Genomic DNA, 16,322 nt, shown 5'->3' with positions numbered 1-16,322 from the left:
TCGTTCGGCAGGGGGTGCCCCGCTCTCTTGGCACCCGCGACTATCGCCAGGCGCACTGACAGCCCACCTCCAACTACGCGCACCAGCAACCACTGCGGGCCGAATGGGGGACCCCTCGTCCACCCAGCAGACACCTGCCGGCGGGGATCGGTGACAACGGTCTCGGGCGCGTATTGAGTTGTGATCAAGAGGTGGCCTGCGTGAGGTCTCTGATCCAGATCATCGAGGCACGTAAGTGGAGGCCTGCCAGGTAGGTTTCCGGGGCCTTGTCGTACCGCGTTGCGACACCTCGCCAAGCGTTCAGCTTGTTGATCAGCCGCTCGACGGTGTTCCGTTCCTTGTGGAGGGCGGCGTCGTGGCTGACGGGCCTACCGCCCCTACTGCCCTTCTTCGCCCGGTTGGCTGCCTGGTCCCTCTTCTCCGGGATGACCGCCTTGATGCTCCGTTTTCGCAGGTGGACGCGGTTGCCGCGGGATGAGTCGGCCTACCGGCTCGCCAGCACCCAGGCCTGAGCCGCAGATCCCGCCAAGGCCGGCTGACACCACGCACATCGGCACCGTCAGGGCTGGGGGCTGGGAGGGGGGAATCCATCCCTTCCAGCTCCCAGTCCTCTCAAGCTCTGTCCCGTATCCCCAGACGCTTGAGCCGACGCTGCCGTAGCCGCTCCGAGGCAGCTGTGAGGGCGAAGACAAGGCCCATAGCCACCCGAAGATCACAGCGAACAGGGGATCGTCGGGTTCCTCCTCACGCGACAGGGTGAGGAGGAAGAGCGTGAAGGGAACGGCTACGCAGAGACCGGCGCCGATCGGGTGTCGGGCCGCCCATTTCTGGATCCGAGTCGGACGCCGCTACCCCCCCAGGCCCGATCCAGGATCCAGAACGCATCGCTCAGAGACCGCCGCCAGTTCGCCATGGCAGAAGGATATGGCAGCTGATCAGCAGTCCTCGTCCGGCCGAGGACTTACGGCCAGGCAGCGGCTGTCAGCCACCAAGATCAGAACCTGACGTCACGTCATCTACCGTGATCACGAGCCTCAAGATCGCCAATTGCTGCCGAAACCGGCAGACGAACGCTGCTGCTTGAAGGGGGCTGGACCTTCTGCAGCACCTCCTGGCCACCTGGCCCGGCACTGCCCCACCTGCCGACAACCCACCCCATGGCAGCCCTACGACACCCCCAACAATCCCCTACTAGGCATAGCCGGGCGGCCGACGGCAGGTTTCCGGCAGTGGTTGGGACGTTCCGCCGTCGCCGCGCTCATGCCGGGTAGGGCGCGGCTTCGCGTGCCGAGCCGAGTGCGCCCGCCCACCAGGCCAACTGGTCGAGCACCGTCTTGGCGTACCCGGGGGCTTCGGAGTCGAGCGGACGACCGTCCTGCCACGCCGTGAAGTATTTCGGGAAGGCAAGACCATCGCGAATCGTCACTGCGTGCAGCTCGGTCAGCACGTTCTCCAGGTGCAGCACCGCATGCCGGCCGCCCGCCGCGCCGCCGTAGCTGACGAAGGCGACGGGCTTGGCCGTCCACTGGGTGAAGAGTCAGTCGATGGCCGCCTTCAACGACGCGGGGTAGCTGTGGTTGTACTCCGGCGTGACGACGATGAACGCATCCGCGCCCTCCAGCGCCGATGTCAGTGCCCCCATCCCGGCCGGACGGGGGTACCCGTCACCGGCGATTTTCGGCGATGCCGCAGGCAGTGACAGCGGGATGTCGATCTCGGCCAGATCGACTCCGTCCACATCGAAACCACCGTGAATGCCTGCCTGTTCGGCGACCCACGAGGCCACAACGGGGCCGAACCGCCCTTCCCGGACGCTTCCGACGATGACCACCAGCTTGTACGTGTCGTTGTCCATGCCCATCACGATCCAGCTGCGCCCTGGCCGCAGCCAGACCGTGCTCAGGCTGGCCCCGCAGGGCCACCCTCAGCACTCCGCGATCTGTGGGCAGCGCCGTATCCTCAGCGCATGGGTACGCCGTTGGGGGATTTCATCCGGGCCAAGCGGGACAGCATCCAGCCGGAATTGCTGGGACTGCCGGATCGTGGCCGCCGCCGCTCACCGGGTCTACGGCGCTCGGATCTCGCCGCGCGGGCCGGCATCAGCATCGAATACCTGACCCGCATCGAACAGGGCCGCGACCGCAATCCCTCGATAGCGGTGGTGAACGCGCTCGCCGATGCGCTCAGCCTCGACCCCTCGGAGCGCAACCATGTGAGCTACCTCTCGAAGGTCACCGCCGGCGCATGCTCCGGTCATGCCCAGCCCGCACCACCGCGCCGCGACGTCCGCCCCTCTGTCCTGGAGACTCTCCGCGTCCTGGAACCGGGCATCGCCATGGTGACCAACCGGCTGGGCGACGTCCTCGCCCACACCAGTGCGTTCGAGTCGGTGACGAGCGGAACCGGACTGCTCGACGCCGACAACCCGAACCTCACCCGCTACGTCTTCACCGACGCCCGTTCCCGGACGTTCTTCACCGACTGGGACGATGTCGCGGACGAGCAGGCCTTCGACCTGTGGCTCGCACCATCCGTCGACAACTCCGAGTGGTTCACCACGGAACTCGCGCCCCTCGCCGGCCTCGACTTCACCTGTATTTCTCCCAGGATGCCCCGGCCTTCGGGTCGGGGAGGAATGGATCCTTGGAGCGGATCTGTGAAGCGGTGGAGTTCTCTGCGTACCTGCGGTGACCTGTGCTTTCGGGTGTTGTCAGTGGTCGGGGCTAGGTTGGAGGGGTGAAGATTGTGGTGCAGGTGAAGCTGCTGCCGTCGCCCGAGGTGGCGAGGGTTTTGGCTGTGACCCTGCCTGCGTGCAACCGGGCGGCCGATGCCGTATCGGTGGTGGCTCACGAGACGGGCACCACGTCCCGCAACGAGTTGCAGAAGCTGGTCTACGCTCGTGTGAAGGCCGAGTTCGGGCTCGCTGCCCAACCGGCTGTCCGCACGGTGAAGAAGGTTGTTGACGCCTACACTACGTTGCGTGCGAACATCCGGGCCGGGAACCTCGGCCCCGAGGGATCGAAGCGGCGCAGGCGTGCGGAGTCGAAGCCGATTGTCTTCCGTCCCGATGCGGCTCAGCCGTATGACGACCGGATCCTGTCGTGGCAGCACGACGCGCAGACCGTCAGCATCTGGACCGTGGGCGGGCGGATCAAGGGCATCCGGTACACCGGGCACCTTGGCCAGTTGGCGATGCCGGCGAAGTACCGGCGAGGCGAGTCGGATCTCGTCCACCGTGACGGTATGTGGTTCCTGATCTCCACGTGCGAGGTCCCCGAAGCGCCGCTCAACACGGACCCGTTGGACTGGATCGGCGTGGACCGGGGCATTGCCAACCTTGCCACTACGTCCGACGGGGACAACTACCAGGGCCGCCGTCTTGGCCGTTACCGGCGCCGGCACGCCCGCAAGCGCGCCGAACTCCAGGCGAAGCGGACCCGCTCCGCCACCCGGCGCGCCAAGCGGCGGGTCAAGCGCGAGTCCCGGCACGCCGCGCACATCAACCACAGGATCAGCAAGGAGATCGTGGCCGTCGCACAACGCACCGGACGCGGGATCGCCCTCGAAGAACTGAGCGGCATCCGTGACCGGGTACGGCCTTCCCGCGACCGGCGGGCCACGCTCTCCTCCTGGCCGTTCCACCAGCTCGAAGAACATCTCCGGTACAAGGCCCGGCGGGCCGGAGTACCGGTGATCGCGGTGGACGCCCGCTACACCTCGCAGATGTGCCCGCGTCGCGGACACACAGCGAGACACAACCGTCCCACCCGGGACGCCTTCTCCTGTCGTCGGTGCGGGCTCGCCGGCCCCGCCGATCACGTCGCCGGGGTCACCGTGCGCAACCGCGCACGCTCGGCGTGGGTCCTCGTCAACGGACCCGTACCACAAAGGGCTTGACCTCCCCGGCTGGTAGATGCGACCCGTGACCGCCCTGTCGTAGGGGCAGTCGGGAGCGCGACAAGGCATAGACGACCGAGCCAACAAGCTCGGTCGTTTACGGCCGAGAAGTTGACCCCTGATCTTGCGTGGGTATCCCCGGCTTCAGCCGGGGAGGGAAACGCATCCTGAGCGCGGAGGCGCGGAGCGCCGGAGTTCTCTGCGTCTCTGTCGGTGACGGTCAGGTGGGCCGCTTGTGTCCTTCGATGTACTGGCGGATCACGGTGAGCGGTGCGCCGCCGCAGGAGCCGGCGAAGTAGGAGCGGGACCAGAACACGGATCCCGTGCCGGTCCGGTTGATGCGGCTGGTGTACTCGGCCCGCAGGTACCGGGAGCTGACGCCCTTCAGGCTGTTGATCAGCCTGGAGAGGGCAATCTTCGGCGGGTAGTGCACCAGCAGGTGCACGTGGTCGGCTTCGCCGTTGAACTCGCGCAGCTCCGCCTCGAAGCCGGCGCAGACCTCGCGCATGATCTCTTCGCACCGCTTCAGCATGTCGTCATCGAACACACCACGCCGGTACTTCGTGACGAACACCAAGTGAGCGTGGAGGCTGTAGGTGACATGACGACCGGTACGAATATCAGGGTTTTGGTTCCCAGCGTGGTGGCATACGCCAAGCGCAGTATGATCTCCGAAGCTGACCAGGAGGGGGGTGGGCCGGATGATCCGTGCGTACAAGTTCCTCATGCGGCCCACCGTGGGCCAGCAGATCGCGCTCGGCGAGATGCTGCTTGATCACTGCTCGCTCTACAACGGGGCGTTGCAGGAACGCCGCGACGCCTACCGGCACACCTCGAAGACGAGCATCAGGTACGGGCAGCAGTCCGCGCAGCTCAAGGACATCCGGGCGTTCGACCCCGAACGCCAGGGCCGTTGGTCGTTCTCGTCGCAGCAGGCCACCTTGCGCCGGCTGGACAAAGCGATGCAGGCGTTCTTCCGTCGGGTCAAGGCCGGCCGGACGCCGGGGTATCCGCGCTTTCGTGGGGCCAACTGGTTCGACACGGTCGACTTCCCCAAGGACGGCGACGGCTGCCGGTGGGATTCCACCCCGCACGACCCGGTCACCCGCGTTCGTCTGCAGGGCGTCGGGCACGTCAAGGTGCACCAGCACCGGCCCGTGGTCGGCAAGGTCAAGACCGTCTCGGTCAAGCGCGAGGGCCGCACGTGGTTCGTCGTGCTGACCGCCGAGCAGCCCCAGCCCGAACCACTGCCCAGGACTGGCAGCGTGGTCGGTATCGACCTGGGCATAGCCAACTTCCTCGCTGACTCAGGCGGCGGGTTTGTCCCCAACCCGCGTCACGGACGCAGCGCCGCCGCGCAGCTCGAAGCAGCACAGCAGACACTCGCCAGGTTTCCGCGTGTCCGACGGGACAAGCGGACGGCCAATCACCGCCGGGCGGTCGAGAAGGTCGCCAAGCTGCACGGCAGGGTCCGCCGTCAGCGACTCGACCACGCCCACAAGACCGCGCTGGCCCTGGTCCGCGAGCACGACGTCATCGCACACGAAGACCTCAGGATCCGCAACATGAGCAAGATCCCGGCCCCGAAGCCGGACCCCGACCGGCCGGGCAGCTTCCTGCCCAACGGGGCCGCCGCGAAGGCCGGGCTGAACCGCTCGATCGCCGATGCCGGATGGGGGGTGTTCCTCGCGATCCTGAACGCAAAGGCTGAGAGCGCCGGGCGGGAAGTGATGGCCGTGGACCCCCGCAACACCTCCCGGCGATGCCCCGAATGCGGGCACACCGCCAAGGAGAACCGGCCCACACAAGAGAAGTTCCACTGCGTCTCGTGCGGCCACACCGCGCACGCAGACACAGTCGGGGCTCTCAACGTCCTACGGGCCGGGCTGGTCCGTCGCGAAGCCCAACCGGCATAGCGAAAAGCCCCCACAATTTATGAGGGGGAGGAGTCACGTTGAGGTAGGGCCGTGTCTCTGGCTTGCGGTCCTGTAGATGTGCGGGTGTGAGGCCGATTACGGGGGAGCGCAGCGCGTCTGACCTGCGATCCTGCACGTTGGTTGAGAATGCCGCAAGCAGGGTGAGAACGCCTACGAGGGCCGGCGGTTGGCGACTGGTGGATCGCCAGCTACCACGTGATCATCTGCGTCGGATGCGGTGCATCGCAAGGCGGAGGAGGGAGCGACCCCGACGGCGATCACCAGTACTGCCAGTAGTTCGGCGCGTGAGGTGCGTTCCCTGGCGGCCGCGGCAGCGCGGACCAGGGTGTTCAGCATGTGCTCGACGTCCTCGGACCAGAGCACCGAGGTCTGGCAGCGCTGCTGATGGCACAGCAACTCCACGGTTCTCCCTCGGTGACATGCCTCCGGAGCGCACTGCTCCGGAGGCACGGCGCATACGGGGGTCAGAAGGGAGCCTGGTCATACCGAGACCAATGTCCGGCTCCCGCCCTGCGCCCTGTGTTATGACCGCCGTCATGGTCCGACGTGGGACCTCGCGGGAAGAGACGGTCCGCCGGCTGCCGGCGGAGCACGTCGAGTCACAGGAAGGCAAGGATCCCGAGGATCGGCTGGCGCGCTTTCGCGCATCTGGCCGTGCTGGGCGGCAAAGGGGCTCACTTGCGATGCCGAAGCTGTTTTGCGCGACGACCTGTCTACGCGCTTGTCGGCGCCGCTTGCTGCACGACCTCGAAGGACCACAGTGTGGACCCGCTTGCCGCCGGCTTGGGACGTTCGTCGCTCTGTGTGTCACTGCCCTGGTGGGCGGCCTTCATGGGGCCCTCCATCCAGGCTTGGAAGGAGTCCTCGTCACGCCACCGCGTGTAGACGAGGTAGTTGTCGGTGCCTTCGACGGGGCGGAGGAGTTCGAACCACTCGAACCCGTCGGAACTCTCTACCGCATGGGCACGGGATGCGAAGCGTTTCTCCAGCGTCTCCCGCTGCTCGGCGGGGACGGTCAGTACGTTGATCTTGACTACGCTCATGGCCTCATCCTGCCGTACGGCGGCCGGCAGGATGAGGAGTGGCTCGTGTATGGCGTGGTTCCGTGGGGCGCCGCCCGGATCGGGACCGGCACTCGGGGACGTGACGGCGCCCGTGGTTCCTACGCCGTCCAGCCGAGCCCTGGCCGTGCTGCCCGTGAGCAGTGTTGGCGGCCTGGCCTGGGGTGATCAATTCGGATGGGTGTCGTGTTCGCGCTGGCAGCGAGCGCCAACCTCTCGGTTCTCGTGCTGTCCCTGTACCGGAAGCGCTTCAACACCGCCGGCGCCGTCACGGGCACCCTGGTAGGGCTCGTGTCCTGTGTCGTGCTCGTCGCGCTCAGCCCTACGGTGATCGGCCCGACCGGACTGTTCCAGCCGCAGGTGACGCTTCCCTTCCCGTTGTCGAACCCCGGCATCGTGTCGGTTCCGTTGGCGTTCTTGTCGGCGGTCAAGGCAGGACCTTGCCGGTATGCAAAGCGCGGCGACGTTCCTCAAAGGACTTTGAGTAGACGTTCGGCCAGGACGGCTGCCGAGGCAGGGTTCTGCCCGGTGAACAGGTTGCGGTCAACCACCGTATAGGGCTTCCACATCTCGCCCTTGGTGAACTCGACTCCCAGGTCAATGAGCTCGTCCTCCAACAACCAGCGGGCCTTCGGGCCAAGCCCGACCGCGTTCTCTTCCTCGTTGGTGAACGCCGTGATCCGGTAGCCGGCGAAGGGTGATACGCCGTGGATCCTGGTCGCCAGCATCGCGGCCGGGGCGTGGCAGACAATGGCGAGGGGCTTGCCAGCGGCGAGCGCCGCGGTCAGCAACCGTCCGGCATCCGCGTCGACGCACAGGTCTTCCATGGGGCCGTGGCCGCCCGGGAAGTAGACGGCGTCGTAATCTTCCAAGCGGGCGTCCGCCAATTGGATCGGCCGCCGCATTACCTCTGCGGAGCGGATGATCGCCTCCAGATCGAGAGCGATCTGAGCGCTGCCGGCCATCTCGGGGCGCAGGCTCATCATGTCCACGGTCGGGACCACCCCGTTGGGGGTGGCGACCACGACCTGGTGGCCGGCCTCGGTGAGCGCCTTGTACGGGGCCGCGAACTCCTCGGCCCAGTAACCCGTGGCATGCCTGGTGCCGTCCTTGAGAGTCCAGTACGCCGCACCAGTCATCACGAAAAGTAGCTTCGCCATCGGACAATCGACTCCTCATTCATATTTGATGTGATTGGCGCAGATTCAGTACAGGTGCACCTTATGTCGGAGTGTGATCCATGCCACATGCGACAGCCGATCTGCCGGACTGCGCAAGCCGAAAAGGTCATCCGGGCAGTTCAGGCGACATGGCGGTACTCATGTGAGGATGCCGCCGAGCCGCTCCCGTCTCCGTATCTCGGGGCAGGCGACCTGCCCCGGATCGGTGGTCGGCGCGGGCGAGGAGTGCAGTGGGCGGGCGTTGCCGATGCCCTGATCAGTGGCGCGACCTCATCCACCTTCCGCCGCCGGCCGTGCCCGGGCGCAGCTCGCCGAGGCGGGGCGACCCGGGCCTGTGAAGACAGGTACCTGCGGACCGTGCGGCGGTTGAGTCCATTCTCTTGCGCAATTTCCGACAGGCTCATAGCCCCGGACTCGAACAGCTCGCGGAAACGTCGAAGCTCCATCCATTGTTGCGGGTCCAAGACCACGGTCAGCAGCCCTCCGCCACCCCGAACAGGCCCGCGGCAGACTGCCCAACAACAATCCTCAGTACGTCAGGAAGTGGGCACGTTCGTCGGCTCCGTCGCAGATCTTGTGATGCCGCCAGAGAGAGTCGTCGAGCAGATTGAGAGGTGTGACCGGTGAGTTCAACAGGGTTGTGGGTGGTCGGTGTCCTCCCTGACGAGGAGGCCCGGACACTGCCGGATCGCTACATCCATCTCGTACGGCCAGGCGACTGGCAGAGGCCGCCGGGTTTTGGCGAGACGCTTGCGTGGTGGTCGAACGGCGGCGACCAAGAGCCCTTCTTCGAGCACCCCGCGGACCCTTCCGGACCCTTGATACCCACGCCGACCGCCCGGCGATTCGCGGACTTCTTCAACGACGCCAACCGGCCTATCGAGGCGACGGAGGCCATGCGGGACGCGAGCATGACACTCACGCCCGAGGCAGAGGGCGCCGGTCTCTTCGTCGCGACTGCCCGCAAGGCGAAGCCGGCCGCGGCCCTGTGCTACGGCCTCGGCGCGGAACGATCGGCGATGTTCCCAGGCTGGTTCGGCGACTTCCTGCTGTCCGCCGAGGAGGTTCGGACCGCCCTGCCCCGAGCTGAGGAAGCCCTCCACCTCGCCACCACACAGCGAAGCGAGGTCCTCAGCCGGATCACCGCCTGGATGACCGCGATGGGCGACGCCCCCGATTTCGATGCGGCGGAGCTCATCGACGCGCCACTGCAGGTTCTTCGGTTCGCCGCGGAGACCGGATCTGGCGCTACCGCATTCAGCCGCTGGTACTGACCGCGGATCCCGTGATCGGCTCCTGAACGCACGAAGCGTGTCAGCACCCATCCCACGTGAGTGCGTAACGTCACGAGGTCAGCGACAGAGCCCGATCATCCGTACATGACTGGGCACGTTCATGTTCACGTGTTCGCCGACGACCGCTGACCCTGGACGCACGACAGTGCCCCCGACCACTCGAACTCAAGATCGGTCGGGCGCGCTTCGTTGTCATGCTTTCGGGAAGTCCCTGGCTTTGATCTTCGCCATCCGTCCGTCGGTGTGGTGCCAGACGATCCCCTCGCAGCCGTCGACCGCGGCCAGGGCCAGCACGGTACTCCGGATGCCATCGAACGTCAGCTCCGGCACTGAGACGTGCTGCGCTGCGGCGTGCTCGACGAGCCGGTGAACGTCGACTTCCTCGGGATTTCCGTTCACCTTCGGGCCGATCAGCTCGAAGGTCCCGGCGGTCTGCTCGCTTGGGCCGACCGCCTGTAGGGCCTCTGCGTGGAACTTCGCGAACGATGACTGACCGATTGGCTCCCAGCCGATGGTCTTACCGGTCTCGGTGTCGACGGAGAGGGCCATGTAGTTCGGCGGTACCGGCTTGCGGGCCTTGACCTCGCGACGCGCCCACCACTTGCCCGCTTCGTCGAGCATCACGCAGGTGCCGTCGTACTTGCGAGTGGCCTGTCCTTCACCTGCGAGCACCCACTCGCAGCCGGGCGTCACCTCAGGCAGGACGTGCGCGGGGTTGTTGTCGAAGTCGCGGACGAACACGGTCGGAATCTTCTGCATTCCGGGATCCTCTCGGTTGACCGGCTTGCGTGCATCGGAATTTCGTGCACGCCGCCACCCGCCGTTCCGCTATCGGCAGCTGCAGGACCTTGCTGTGCCCGTCCTGCCGGCCGCATCCAGGACAGCGGCAGCCGGCCGAGCCGACGGACACAGGCCGACTGACAGGAAGGCGCGTCGGAGCTCTGCCTGCCGATTGGGCCGGGACCCGGGGCTGGTTCGGGGAACACTGTCCGGCGCGCGCCTGCGGCGGTCGTCTCCGGCTTGTGCTCCCCCTCGTCGGTCCGAAGGCGCCTGAAACACTGCTTTTGATGCTGACAGCCGACCCAGCCCTGCACCGCTACCGCCATCGTTGCCACGGCCCTTTGCACGTACTGCCGTGACATCACCCCGGCCCCGCTGGACGGCCAGCAGTTGCCGTCCCTCGCTCGCCACACCTTCACCACCTTCTGGGGGCCCACCGAACCGCCTCAGGCACCGGCTTGAGCACCTATCAGCAAGCCCGCGTCGAAGGCCTGACCTGTGCCACTCAGTACCGGGCACAGAAGGGGAAGGAACGCCCCCTGGCCGCCCCCAGCCTCAGCTGCAGCGTCGGCCAGCTCGCGGGCCGAGGCACTCACCCGCCTGGTACCGCAACCGGCGTCGCCGCGGCTGACAGCGGAGCCGAGGAGGCCTGGCGTATGTCAAGGGCAGCGGCCGACGCACGAACGGCCTGCTCGTGGAATTCACCGACGTCGATTACCTCGACACCGCTATGCCTGCCTCGGAGTGCTGGTTGCCGCCGCTGCGCCCCGTCCTGCGACAGGCCGTGGTCTCGCCGCCGCGATACCCACCCGGGAGCCGATCGTGCCTGAAGACCTGAGCGCGGACACAGTGGTACTGCTCAATGAAGCTGCGCCATCTTGAAGTGGCTGGTCAAGGTGCTGGTGTGATGTCGCTTCGGGGTGCTCGTGCTGGTCGTGGGCGGCAGTCTGGGGTGTAGATCGTCCGGCAGGAGTGGGTTTGTGGATTCCCGTCCGTCGTCGCGGGTGCCGCTCCTACGCTCCTGCCCATGATGGATCCCGAGGTGTTGGAGCGGATCGCCGCGCGGCGTGCGGAGCTGGACGGACTCGAAGAGCAGCTGGTCAAGCAGCTGTCGGAGGTACGAGCTGAGCGCGATGAGCTGGCCGTGGCCGAGCGGGTGTGGCAGCGGATGAGCGAGCAGCTCGCCGACGAGCGCACGGAGGCCGGGTCGCCGGTGGTCCAGGTGGCAGGTCGGGCGGTACGGCTGGTCCCGGACCGTGGGCCGGGGGTGGCTGAGTCCGCACTGCCGGCGGAGTACCAGCGCATCCTGACCGCGGTGCGGCAGGCCGCCGGCCCGGTCTCCACCCGGCAGATCGGCGAGGTGCTGGGCTTGGACACCGGGGTACGGGGCAAGCTGGAGCCGCTGCGCGGGAAGCTCACGAAGCTGGCCGACCGCGGCTGGCTGCACAAACGACCCGACGGGAAGTTCACCACCCGCCCGTGACCGGTCCGCACGGCGATCGGGGCGTAACCAAGGTGCCCCCGGCGGCTGTTGGAATTGTGTGACGAAAACCAAAGAGCACGCCGGAGACACCGTGTCCCTGGTCTACCAGTGCCGCCTGCCGCTGTCCACGCACACCCTGCACTACCTCACCGACCTGCTGCGACGCCATCTCAAAGCGATACGGTCGAGGTGGCGGGCGCTGCCGCCCGGGAGGATCGCGGTGATCGTCTTGGCCGTGCTGCGGCACGATCGGCGCCTGGCCGACATTGGCGGCGGCAACGACATCTCCGCCACCACCATCCGGCGCTGGCGCGACGAGCTGATCCACCTGCTGGCCGCGAAGGCCCCTCGCCTGGACCGCGCCCTGAAGAAGATCGCCCGGCGGGGCGGCGAGGTCGTCCTGATCGACGGCACCCTCATCCCCACCCAGCGCCGTACCGGAGAGGCGAACCGCCCGAACTACTCCGGCAAGCATCGCCGCCACGGCCTGCACGTCCTCGCACTGACCGACGAGCGGGGCCGTCTGGTGTGGATATCGGCCGCCCGGCCCGGCCGCACCCACGACATCACCGCCGCCCGCCGCGACCGCATCCTGGCCCACCTGCGTGCTGCCGGCCTCGGCGCCCTGGCCGACCTGGGCTTCCTCGGCCTGGACGACGACGGGGACGATCCCGTGGTCGTCACCGGCTTCAAGGCCACCCGCGCCCGCAGGCTCGCATCCGCCGAGAAGGAGGCCAACCGGGTCCTGGCCGCCGGACGTGTCCCCGTCGAACGCGGCTTTGCCCACCTGAAGAACTGGCGGATCCTCACCAAGCTCCGTACTGACCCCGCCCGCGCCACCCACCTGTTTCGCGTGCTGCTCGTCCTGACGAACATCGAGGCCACTACAGGCAATTGATCTCTACCGCAGGTAGCCCACGATCAGCGCATGCCCCCGGAACAGCGTCACCGGGCCGGGATCGGCTGAGTGAGGTTAACCGGGTTGCCGTCGGGGTCCTGGATGTGGGCGACGCGCTGTCCCCACGGCATGTCGTTGGGGCCGCTGCGGACCGAGCCGCCCAGCGCCGCCACCCGGCCGAGCGTCTCGTCGACGTCGTCGACACCGATGCTGAGCAGGATCCGCGGCGCCGCCCCAGTCCCCGGGTTCTCCTTGGCCACCAGCCCGAGGTCGGTGTCGCCGATGCGCAAGCCGAGGTAGAAGGCCGGGCCTTCCGCCGGTACCCGGAAGATCTCCTCAGCGCCGAACAATTTCGTATAGAAGCCGAGCAGAACGTCCTGGTCGGCAGTCACGATCACTGGCTGGATGGTGGACATGGCACTCCTGTCGAGAACGGTCGTGTCGCTGGGTAGACCGTTCGAGGACGGTGAACTCATCGGCAAAACCACCCCGCCGGACGATCTACAACACAGACTGCCGCCCACGACCAGCACGAGCACCCCGAAACGAGGTCACGCCACCCCGCTGACCAGCCACTTCAAGATGGCGGAGCTTCAATGTTCGCTGTTGCAGGACATCCAGCAGCCCGCCGTTGCACTTTGGTTCGGTGCAACGGCGGGCTGTGTCGGCAGGGCCGTTACTACAGTTCCCGCTCGATCTGGCTCTCGCTGACCTTGTCTTCGCGCATGGTCGCCTCGTTCTGGACGGCGTAGCGAGCCTGCGCCCCGCTGCCCTCGGCGCTGCGGATCTCGCCCCGCTGAAGCTCGTCCTGCTGGTCCCGGTACTCCACGTGCTGTCCCTTGCGGTAAGGCATGGGAATCTCCAAGTCTCATGTGGGTCGGTGGGGGGCTGGCCCCGCTCGTTCGGCAGGGGGTGCCCCGCTCTCTTGGCGCCCGCGACTATCGCCAGGCGCACTGACAGCCCACCTCCAACTACCCGCACCAGCAACCACTGCGGGCCGAATGGGGGACCCCTCGTCCACCCAGCAGACACCTGCCGGCGGGGATCGGTGACCACGGCACAAGCGGATCCGAGCCCGCGTTGAGCACGCTTTTGCCCGAATGAAGACCCGGAAGATCCTCCGCGACTGCCGTCTCGAAGGCGATGGCGTCCATCACGCCATGCTCGGCATCGCCCGCCTACACCCCGACCCTCGCCGGATAGACGGCTGGATCGCTCGACGGCAGTCCCGCCACTGTGCTTTCGACGCGGTCGCCGGCGCTCGTCGCACCCCCGAGGACTGTCTCCAGGTGGCCGACAACATCCTCGAGGTCGTTACCCGTCGCGGAGTGCTCATCAGTCGGTGATGAGGTGGGTGGTGTAGAAGTCGGTGAGCTTGTCGATGGCGGGGTCGATGTACTCCTTCCTGTCGTAGAGGTCGACGTGGCTGGCGCCCTTGATCCAGTGGATCTCCTTGGGGCCGGTGGCGCGCTGGTGGGCCTCGACGGCCATCCAGGCGGTGACGGCGCGTTCGCCGATGATCTGGAGGATGGGGCGGGGGCCGATCAGCGGGACGGCGAAGAAGGCGTCGTGGAAGGCCATCCTGTCGATGCTCTCCCAGGCGAGGGTCTTCGCGGAGCGTTCGTGCTGGCCGCGCGGGGTGCAGTAGTACTCGAAGCCTTCGACGCCGTGCTGGCCGCCGAGCGCGCGGGCCTGCTCGGCGGTCTCCAGGAACATGGTCATCGTGCCGGGGTCCTCGCCGCGTGCGGCGGCGCTGCGAGCCGCTGCGGCGGCGTCCAGCAGGGCCTGGAAGACAGCCGGGTTCTGGGTGCCGTCGGCGCCGAGACGGAACTGGCGGGCGGGCTCGGCGGTGGACACGGTGGCCACGGCCTTGACGCGATGGTCGCCGCCGGTGGCGGCCAGCGAGTAGCTGCCGGAGGCGCAGATGCCCAGCAGGCCGATACGGTCGGCGTCGACCTCGTCGAGGGTGGTGAGGTAGGAGACGGCGGCCTTGAAGTCCTCCACCCGCTGGGCCGGGTCCTCCAAACCGCGCGGCAGGCCACCGGACTCGCCCTGGTAGGCGGCGTCGAAGGCGAGGGCGACGAAACCGCGCTCGGCCATCAGCTGCGCGTACGTGCCGGAGGTCTGTTCCTTCACGCTGGTGCCGGGGTGACCGACCACGAGTGCCGGCCGCGGACCCGACGCCGGCGTGTCGGGGGTGTGGAGGTGGCCGACGAGCGGGATGCCGGCGCTGTCGAAGCTGACGGTGGTCTGGGCCATGAGGGACTCTCCGTGAGACGGTGATGATGTGTCGTAACGCACCCGCGCGGCGGACCCGGGGCCCGCACCCTGCCGGGCACACATCCACGTTCCGTCAGTCTCCACACGAGCGGGAGAGCCAGGTTTCTGCCTGGGAAAGAACTTGCCCCCTCAAACATGTGCCGTGGTCCTCGTGGCGCAATGACACTGGAGAGCATGACTTCAGACTCCGACTCCCGGGCGCTGGGCGCCTTCCTCAAGGCCCGCCGGGCCCAGCTGACACCGCGGGAGTGCGGCCTTCCCGAGACGGACTCTTCCCGCAAAGTCGCCGGACTGCGCCGCGAGGAGGTCGCCCAGCTCGCCGCCATCAGCGTGGACTACTACACACGACTGGAACAGGGCCGCGTCCGGGCATCCGTACCCGTGCTCACCACCCTGGCCCGCGCCCTGCGCCTCGACGACGACCAGCAGAGATACCTCTACGAACTCGCCGGCCGAACCGACGCCCACCCACGCCGCCGCCGACCCGCCCAACGCCTGCGTCCCGCCATGCGACGTCTGCTCGACCAGCTCACCGAAACCCCCGCGCTCGTCCTTGGCAAACGCCTGGACATCCTGGCCTGGAACCCCGCCGCCGTAGCCCTCTACACCGACTTCGCCGCCATCCCTGCCCACCGGCGCAACTACATGCGGCTGCTGTTCACGAACCCGGTGGTCCGGCAGCTGCACCAGGACTGGGCCCACGACGCCCGGGAAGCCGTCGCCGCGCTGCGCATGGAGGCCGCGGCCGACCCCGACGATCCCGACCTCGCCCAGCTCGTCGGCGAACTGTCCCTCCAGGACCCCGACTTCCGCACCTGGTGGGCCGAACACCGCGTCAACACCGCCAGTTACGGCACCAAGCACTACCGCCACCACCTGATGGGTGACCTCACCCTCGACTGCGACACCTGGACCAGCCCCGACGGCTCCGGACAGCGCCTGATGATCCTGACCGCCGAACCCGGCAGCCCCTCCCACGACGCCCTGCGCATCCTCACCTCATGGACCACCCGGCAACCGAGCACCGACCGGACGGAGGACCTGACGCGATGACGACCTGGACACCCGAAGATCTCGCCCTTCTCACCGGGTCCGAATCCCTCGTCCTGACCGCCGGGGACGACGGTCACCCCGGCGTGGAGATCGGTATGGTCCTGGTCCGCGGCGAGCTGTATGTCCGCGCCTACCGAGGGGTACGGTCCCGCTGGTACCAGGCGGCGCAGAAGCACAGCCACGGACAGATCCGGGTGGGGGCCGTCACCCGCGACGTCCTCCTGGAAACCCGTGACACCAGGCCCGCCTCCGAGATCGACGCCGCCTACCGGAACAAGTACGGACAGGCGGCCGGCCCCCTCGCCGCGAGCCCCGCGGCACACGCCGCGACGATACGGATCGACCCGGCGCCCTCATCGAACGGCGCCACGGGCCTGGTCCGCTGACGGAACGGGGCCCCGGGCAACGTCAGCGCGCAGCAGCGCACGCTCACCGCCGAGCTGTCCGGCGAGACTGC

At 67.6% G+C, this 16,322-nt stretch carries 16 protein-coding genes and 4 pseudogenes; 10 read left to right on the top strand and 10 right to left on the bottom strand.

Annotation, left to right across the window (positions count from 1 at the left end; all coding sequences use genetic code 11):
• Positions 1-184 precede the first annotated feature (184 nt).
• A pseudogene (locus OG972_RS46015) lies at positions 185-478 on the bottom strand (transposase); the annotation flags it as partial.
• 780 nt (positions 479-1,258) lie between these two features.
• Positions 1,259-1,855, bottom strand: a pseudogene (locus OG972_RS46010) (NADPH-dependent FMN reductase).
• A 111-nt stretch (positions 1,856-1,966) separates the two neighbouring features.
• Here OG972_RS46010 and OG972_RS46005 point away from each other — a divergent pair.
• Both OG972_RS46005 and OG972_RS46000 read left to right on the top strand, forming a co-directional pair.
• Positions 1,967-2,740: a helix-turn-helix domain-containing protein gene (locus OG972_RS46005; RefSeq protein WP_266992696.1), complete on the top strand. Its 774-nt coding sequence runs from the start codon at positions 1,967-1,969 to the stop codon at positions 2,738-2,740.
• Positions 2,737-3,897 carry a transposase gene (locus OG972_RS46000; protein WP_266992694.1) on the top strand — a complete coding sequence of 387 codons (1,161 nt, stop codon included), beginning with the start codon at positions 2,737-2,739 and terminating at the stop codon, positions 3,895-3,897. The genes OG972_RS46005 and OG972_RS46000 overlap by 4 nt, the downstream gene beginning before the upstream one ends.
• A 220-nt stretch (positions 3,898-4,117) precedes the next feature.
• On the opposite strand, the gene tnpA is transcribed toward OG972_RS46000, so the two are convergent.
• Entirely contained in the window at positions 4,118-4,516 is a 399-nt protein-coding gene (gene tnpA / locus OG972_RS45995; RefSeq protein ID WP_266993034.1) for an IS200/IS605 family transposase, read from the bottom strand.
• Positions 4,517-4,598: 82 nt separating this feature from the next.
• Here tnpA and OG972_RS45990 point away from each other — a divergent pair, with 82 nt between their 5' ends.
• A complete protein-coding gene (locus OG972_RS45990; RefSeq protein ID WP_266992692.1) occupies positions 4,599-5,813 on the top strand; it encodes a transposase in 1,215 nt (404 codons plus the stop codon).
• Positions 5,814-6,547: 734 nt separating this feature from the next.
• On the opposite strand, the gene OG972_RS45985 is transcribed toward OG972_RS45990, so the two are convergent.
• Positions 6,548-6,877 carry an antibiotic biosynthesis monooxygenase gene (locus OG972_RS45985; RefSeq protein WP_266992690.1) on the bottom strand — a complete coding sequence of 110 codons (330 nt, stop codon included), beginning with the start codon at positions 6,875-6,877 and terminating at the stop codon, positions 6,548-6,550.
• Positions 6,878-7,072: 195 nt separating this feature from the next.
• Between OG972_RS45985 and OG972_RS45980 the strand changes: the two genes are divergently transcribed.
• Positions 7,073-7,453 carry a hypothetical protein gene (locus OG972_RS45980; RefSeq protein ID WP_266992688.1) on the top strand — a complete coding sequence of 127 codons (381 nt, stop codon included), beginning with the start codon at positions 7,073-7,075 and terminating at the stop codon, positions 7,451-7,453.
• On the opposite strand, the gene OG972_RS45975 is transcribed toward OG972_RS45980, so the two are convergent.
• Positions 7,366-8,055 carry a type 1 glutamine amidotransferase domain-containing protein gene (locus OG972_RS45975; protein WP_266992686.1) on the bottom strand — a complete coding sequence of 230 codons (690 nt, stop codon included), beginning with the start codon at positions 8,053-8,055 and terminating at the stop codon, positions 7,366-7,368. The two genes, OG972_RS45980 and OG972_RS45975, sit on opposite strands and share 88 nt — an antisense overlap.
• 269 nt (positions 8,056-8,324) lie before the next feature.
• Positions 8,325-8,546 (bottom strand): annotated as a pseudogene (locus OG972_RS45970) (IS21 family transposase); the annotation flags it as partial.
• A 153-nt stretch (positions 8,547-8,699) separates the two neighbouring features.
• Between OG972_RS45970 and OG972_RS45965 the strand changes: the two are divergent.
• On the top strand, positions 8,700-9,350 hold the full coding sequence (locus tag OG972_RS45965) for a hypothetical protein (RefSeq protein ID WP_266992684.1): 651 nt from the start codon (positions 8,700-8,702) through the stop codon (positions 9,348-9,350).
• Between the two features lie 213 nt (positions 9,351-9,563).
• Here OG972_RS45965 and OG972_RS45960 read toward each other — a convergent pair whose 3' ends face one another.
• Complete coding sequence (locus OG972_RS45960; protein WP_266992682.1) at positions 9,564-10,130, bottom strand: DUF5565 family protein; 567 nt, start codon at positions 10,128-10,130, stop codon at positions 9,564-9,566.
• A gap of 1,048 nt (positions 10,131-11,178) precedes the next feature.
• Between OG972_RS45960 and OG972_RS45955 the strand changes: the two genes are divergently transcribed.
• On the top strand, positions 11,179-11,634 hold the full coding sequence (locus OG972_RS45955) for a hypothetical protein (protein WP_175313542.1): 456 nt from the start codon (positions 11,179-11,181) through the stop codon (positions 11,632-11,634).
• 58 nt (positions 11,635-11,692) lie between these two features.
• Positions 11,693-12,532, top strand: coding sequence for a transposase family protein (locus tag OG972_RS45950; RefSeq protein ID WP_266992676.1), 840 nt, complete (start codon positions 11,693-11,695; stop codon positions 12,530-12,532).
• 47 nt (positions 12,533-12,579) lie between these two features.
• Here OG972_RS45950 and OG972_RS45945 read toward each other — a convergent pair whose 3' ends face one another.
• Positions 12,580-12,948, bottom strand: coding sequence for a VOC family protein (locus OG972_RS45945; RefSeq protein WP_266992674.1), 369 nt, complete (start codon positions 12,946-12,948; stop codon positions 12,580-12,582).
• 263 nt (positions 12,949-13,211) lie between these two features.
• Positions 13,212-13,385 carry a hypothetical protein gene (locus OG972_RS45940; RefSeq protein ID WP_266992672.1) on the bottom strand — a complete coding sequence of 58 codons (174 nt, stop codon included), beginning with the start codon at positions 13,383-13,385 and terminating at the stop codon, positions 13,212-13,214.
• Between the two features lie 205 nt (positions 13,386-13,590).
• Between OG972_RS45940 and OG972_RS45935 the strand changes: the two are divergent.
• Positions 13,591-13,716: pseudogene (locus tag OG972_RS45935) on the top strand (IS5/IS1182 family transposase); the annotation flags it as partial.
• Between the two features lie 151 nt (positions 13,717-13,867).
• On the opposite strand, the gene OG972_RS45930 reads toward OG972_RS45935, so the two are convergent.
• Positions 13,868-14,791, bottom strand: coding sequence for an alpha/beta hydrolase (locus OG972_RS45930; RefSeq protein ID WP_266992670.1), 924 nt, complete (start codon positions 14,789-14,791; stop codon positions 13,868-13,870).
• Positions 14,792-14,986: 195 nt separating this feature from the next.
• Here OG972_RS45930 and OG972_RS45925 point away from each other — a divergent pair, with 195 nt between their 5' ends.
• Both OG972_RS45925 and OG972_RS45920 read left to right on the top strand, forming a co-directional pair.
• The gene (locus tag OG972_RS45925; protein ID WP_266992668.1) at positions 14,987-15,865 is read left to right on the top strand and encodes a helix-turn-helix domain-containing protein; all 879 of its coding nucleotides are present in this window, start codon (positions 14,987-14,989) and stop codon (positions 15,863-15,865) included.
• Positions 15,862-16,251, top strand: coding sequence for a DUF2255 family protein (locus OG972_RS45920; protein ID WP_266992666.1), 390 nt, complete (start codon positions 15,862-15,864; stop codon positions 16,249-16,251). Before OG972_RS45925 ends, OG972_RS45920 begins: the two co-directional genes overlap by 4 nt.
• Positions 16,252-16,322 lie beyond the last annotated feature (71 nt).

Origin of the sequence: Streptomyces sp. NBC_01669 (assembly GCF_026339735.1) — a bacterium.
Lineage (GTDB): Bacteria > Actinomycetota > Actinomycetes > Streptomycetales > Streptomycetaceae > Streptomyces > Streptomyces yanii.
This window is presented reverse-complemented; position numbering and strand designations above follow the sequence as displayed.

Coding starts and splice junctions, on each gene's coding strand:
- OG972_RS46005 (WP_266992696.1), top strand. CDS start 1,967: ATGGGTACGCCGTTGGGGGATTTCATCCGGGCCAAGCGGGACAGCATC.
- OG972_RS45990 (WP_266992692.1), top strand. CDS start 4,599: ATGATCCGTGCGTACAAGTTCCTCATGCGGCCCACCGTGGGCCAGCAG.
- OG972_RS45985 (WP_266992690.1), bottom strand. CDS start 6,877: ATGAGCGTAGTCAAGATCAACGTACTGACCGTCCCCGCCGAGCAGCGG.
- OG972_RS45980 (WP_266992688.1), top strand. CDS start 7,073: ATGGGTGTCGTGTTCGCGCTGGCAGCGAGCGCCAACCTCTCGGTTCTC.
- OG972_RS45975 (WP_266992686.1), bottom strand. CDS start 8,055: ATGGCGAAGCTACTTTTCGTGATGACTGGTGCGGCGTACTGGACTCTC.
- OG972_RS45960 (WP_266992682.1), bottom strand. CDS start 10,130: ATGCAGAAGATTCCGACCGTGTTCGTCCGCGACTTCGACAACAACCCC.
- OG972_RS45955 (WP_175313542.1), top strand. CDS start 11,179: ATGATGGATCCCGAGGTGTTGGAGCGGATCGCCGCGCGGCGTGCGGAG.
- OG972_RS45945 (WP_266992674.1), bottom strand. CDS start 12,948: ATGTCCACCATCCAGCCAGTGATCGTGACTGCCGACCAGGACGTTCTG.
- OG972_RS45940 (WP_266992672.1), bottom strand. CDS start 13,385: ATGCCTTACCGCAAGGGACAGCACGTGGAGTACCGGGACCAGCAGGAC.
- OG972_RS45930 (WP_266992670.1), bottom strand. CDS start 14,791: ATGGCCCAGACCACCGTCAGCTTCGACAGCGCCGGCATCCCGCTCGTC.
- OG972_RS45925 (WP_266992668.1), top strand. CDS start 14,987: ATGACTTCAGACTCCGACTCCCGGGCGCTGGGCGCCTTCCTCAAGGCC.
- OG972_RS45920 (WP_266992666.1), top strand. CDS start 15,862: ATGACGACCTGGACACCCGAAGATCTCGCCCTTCTCACCGGGTCCGAA.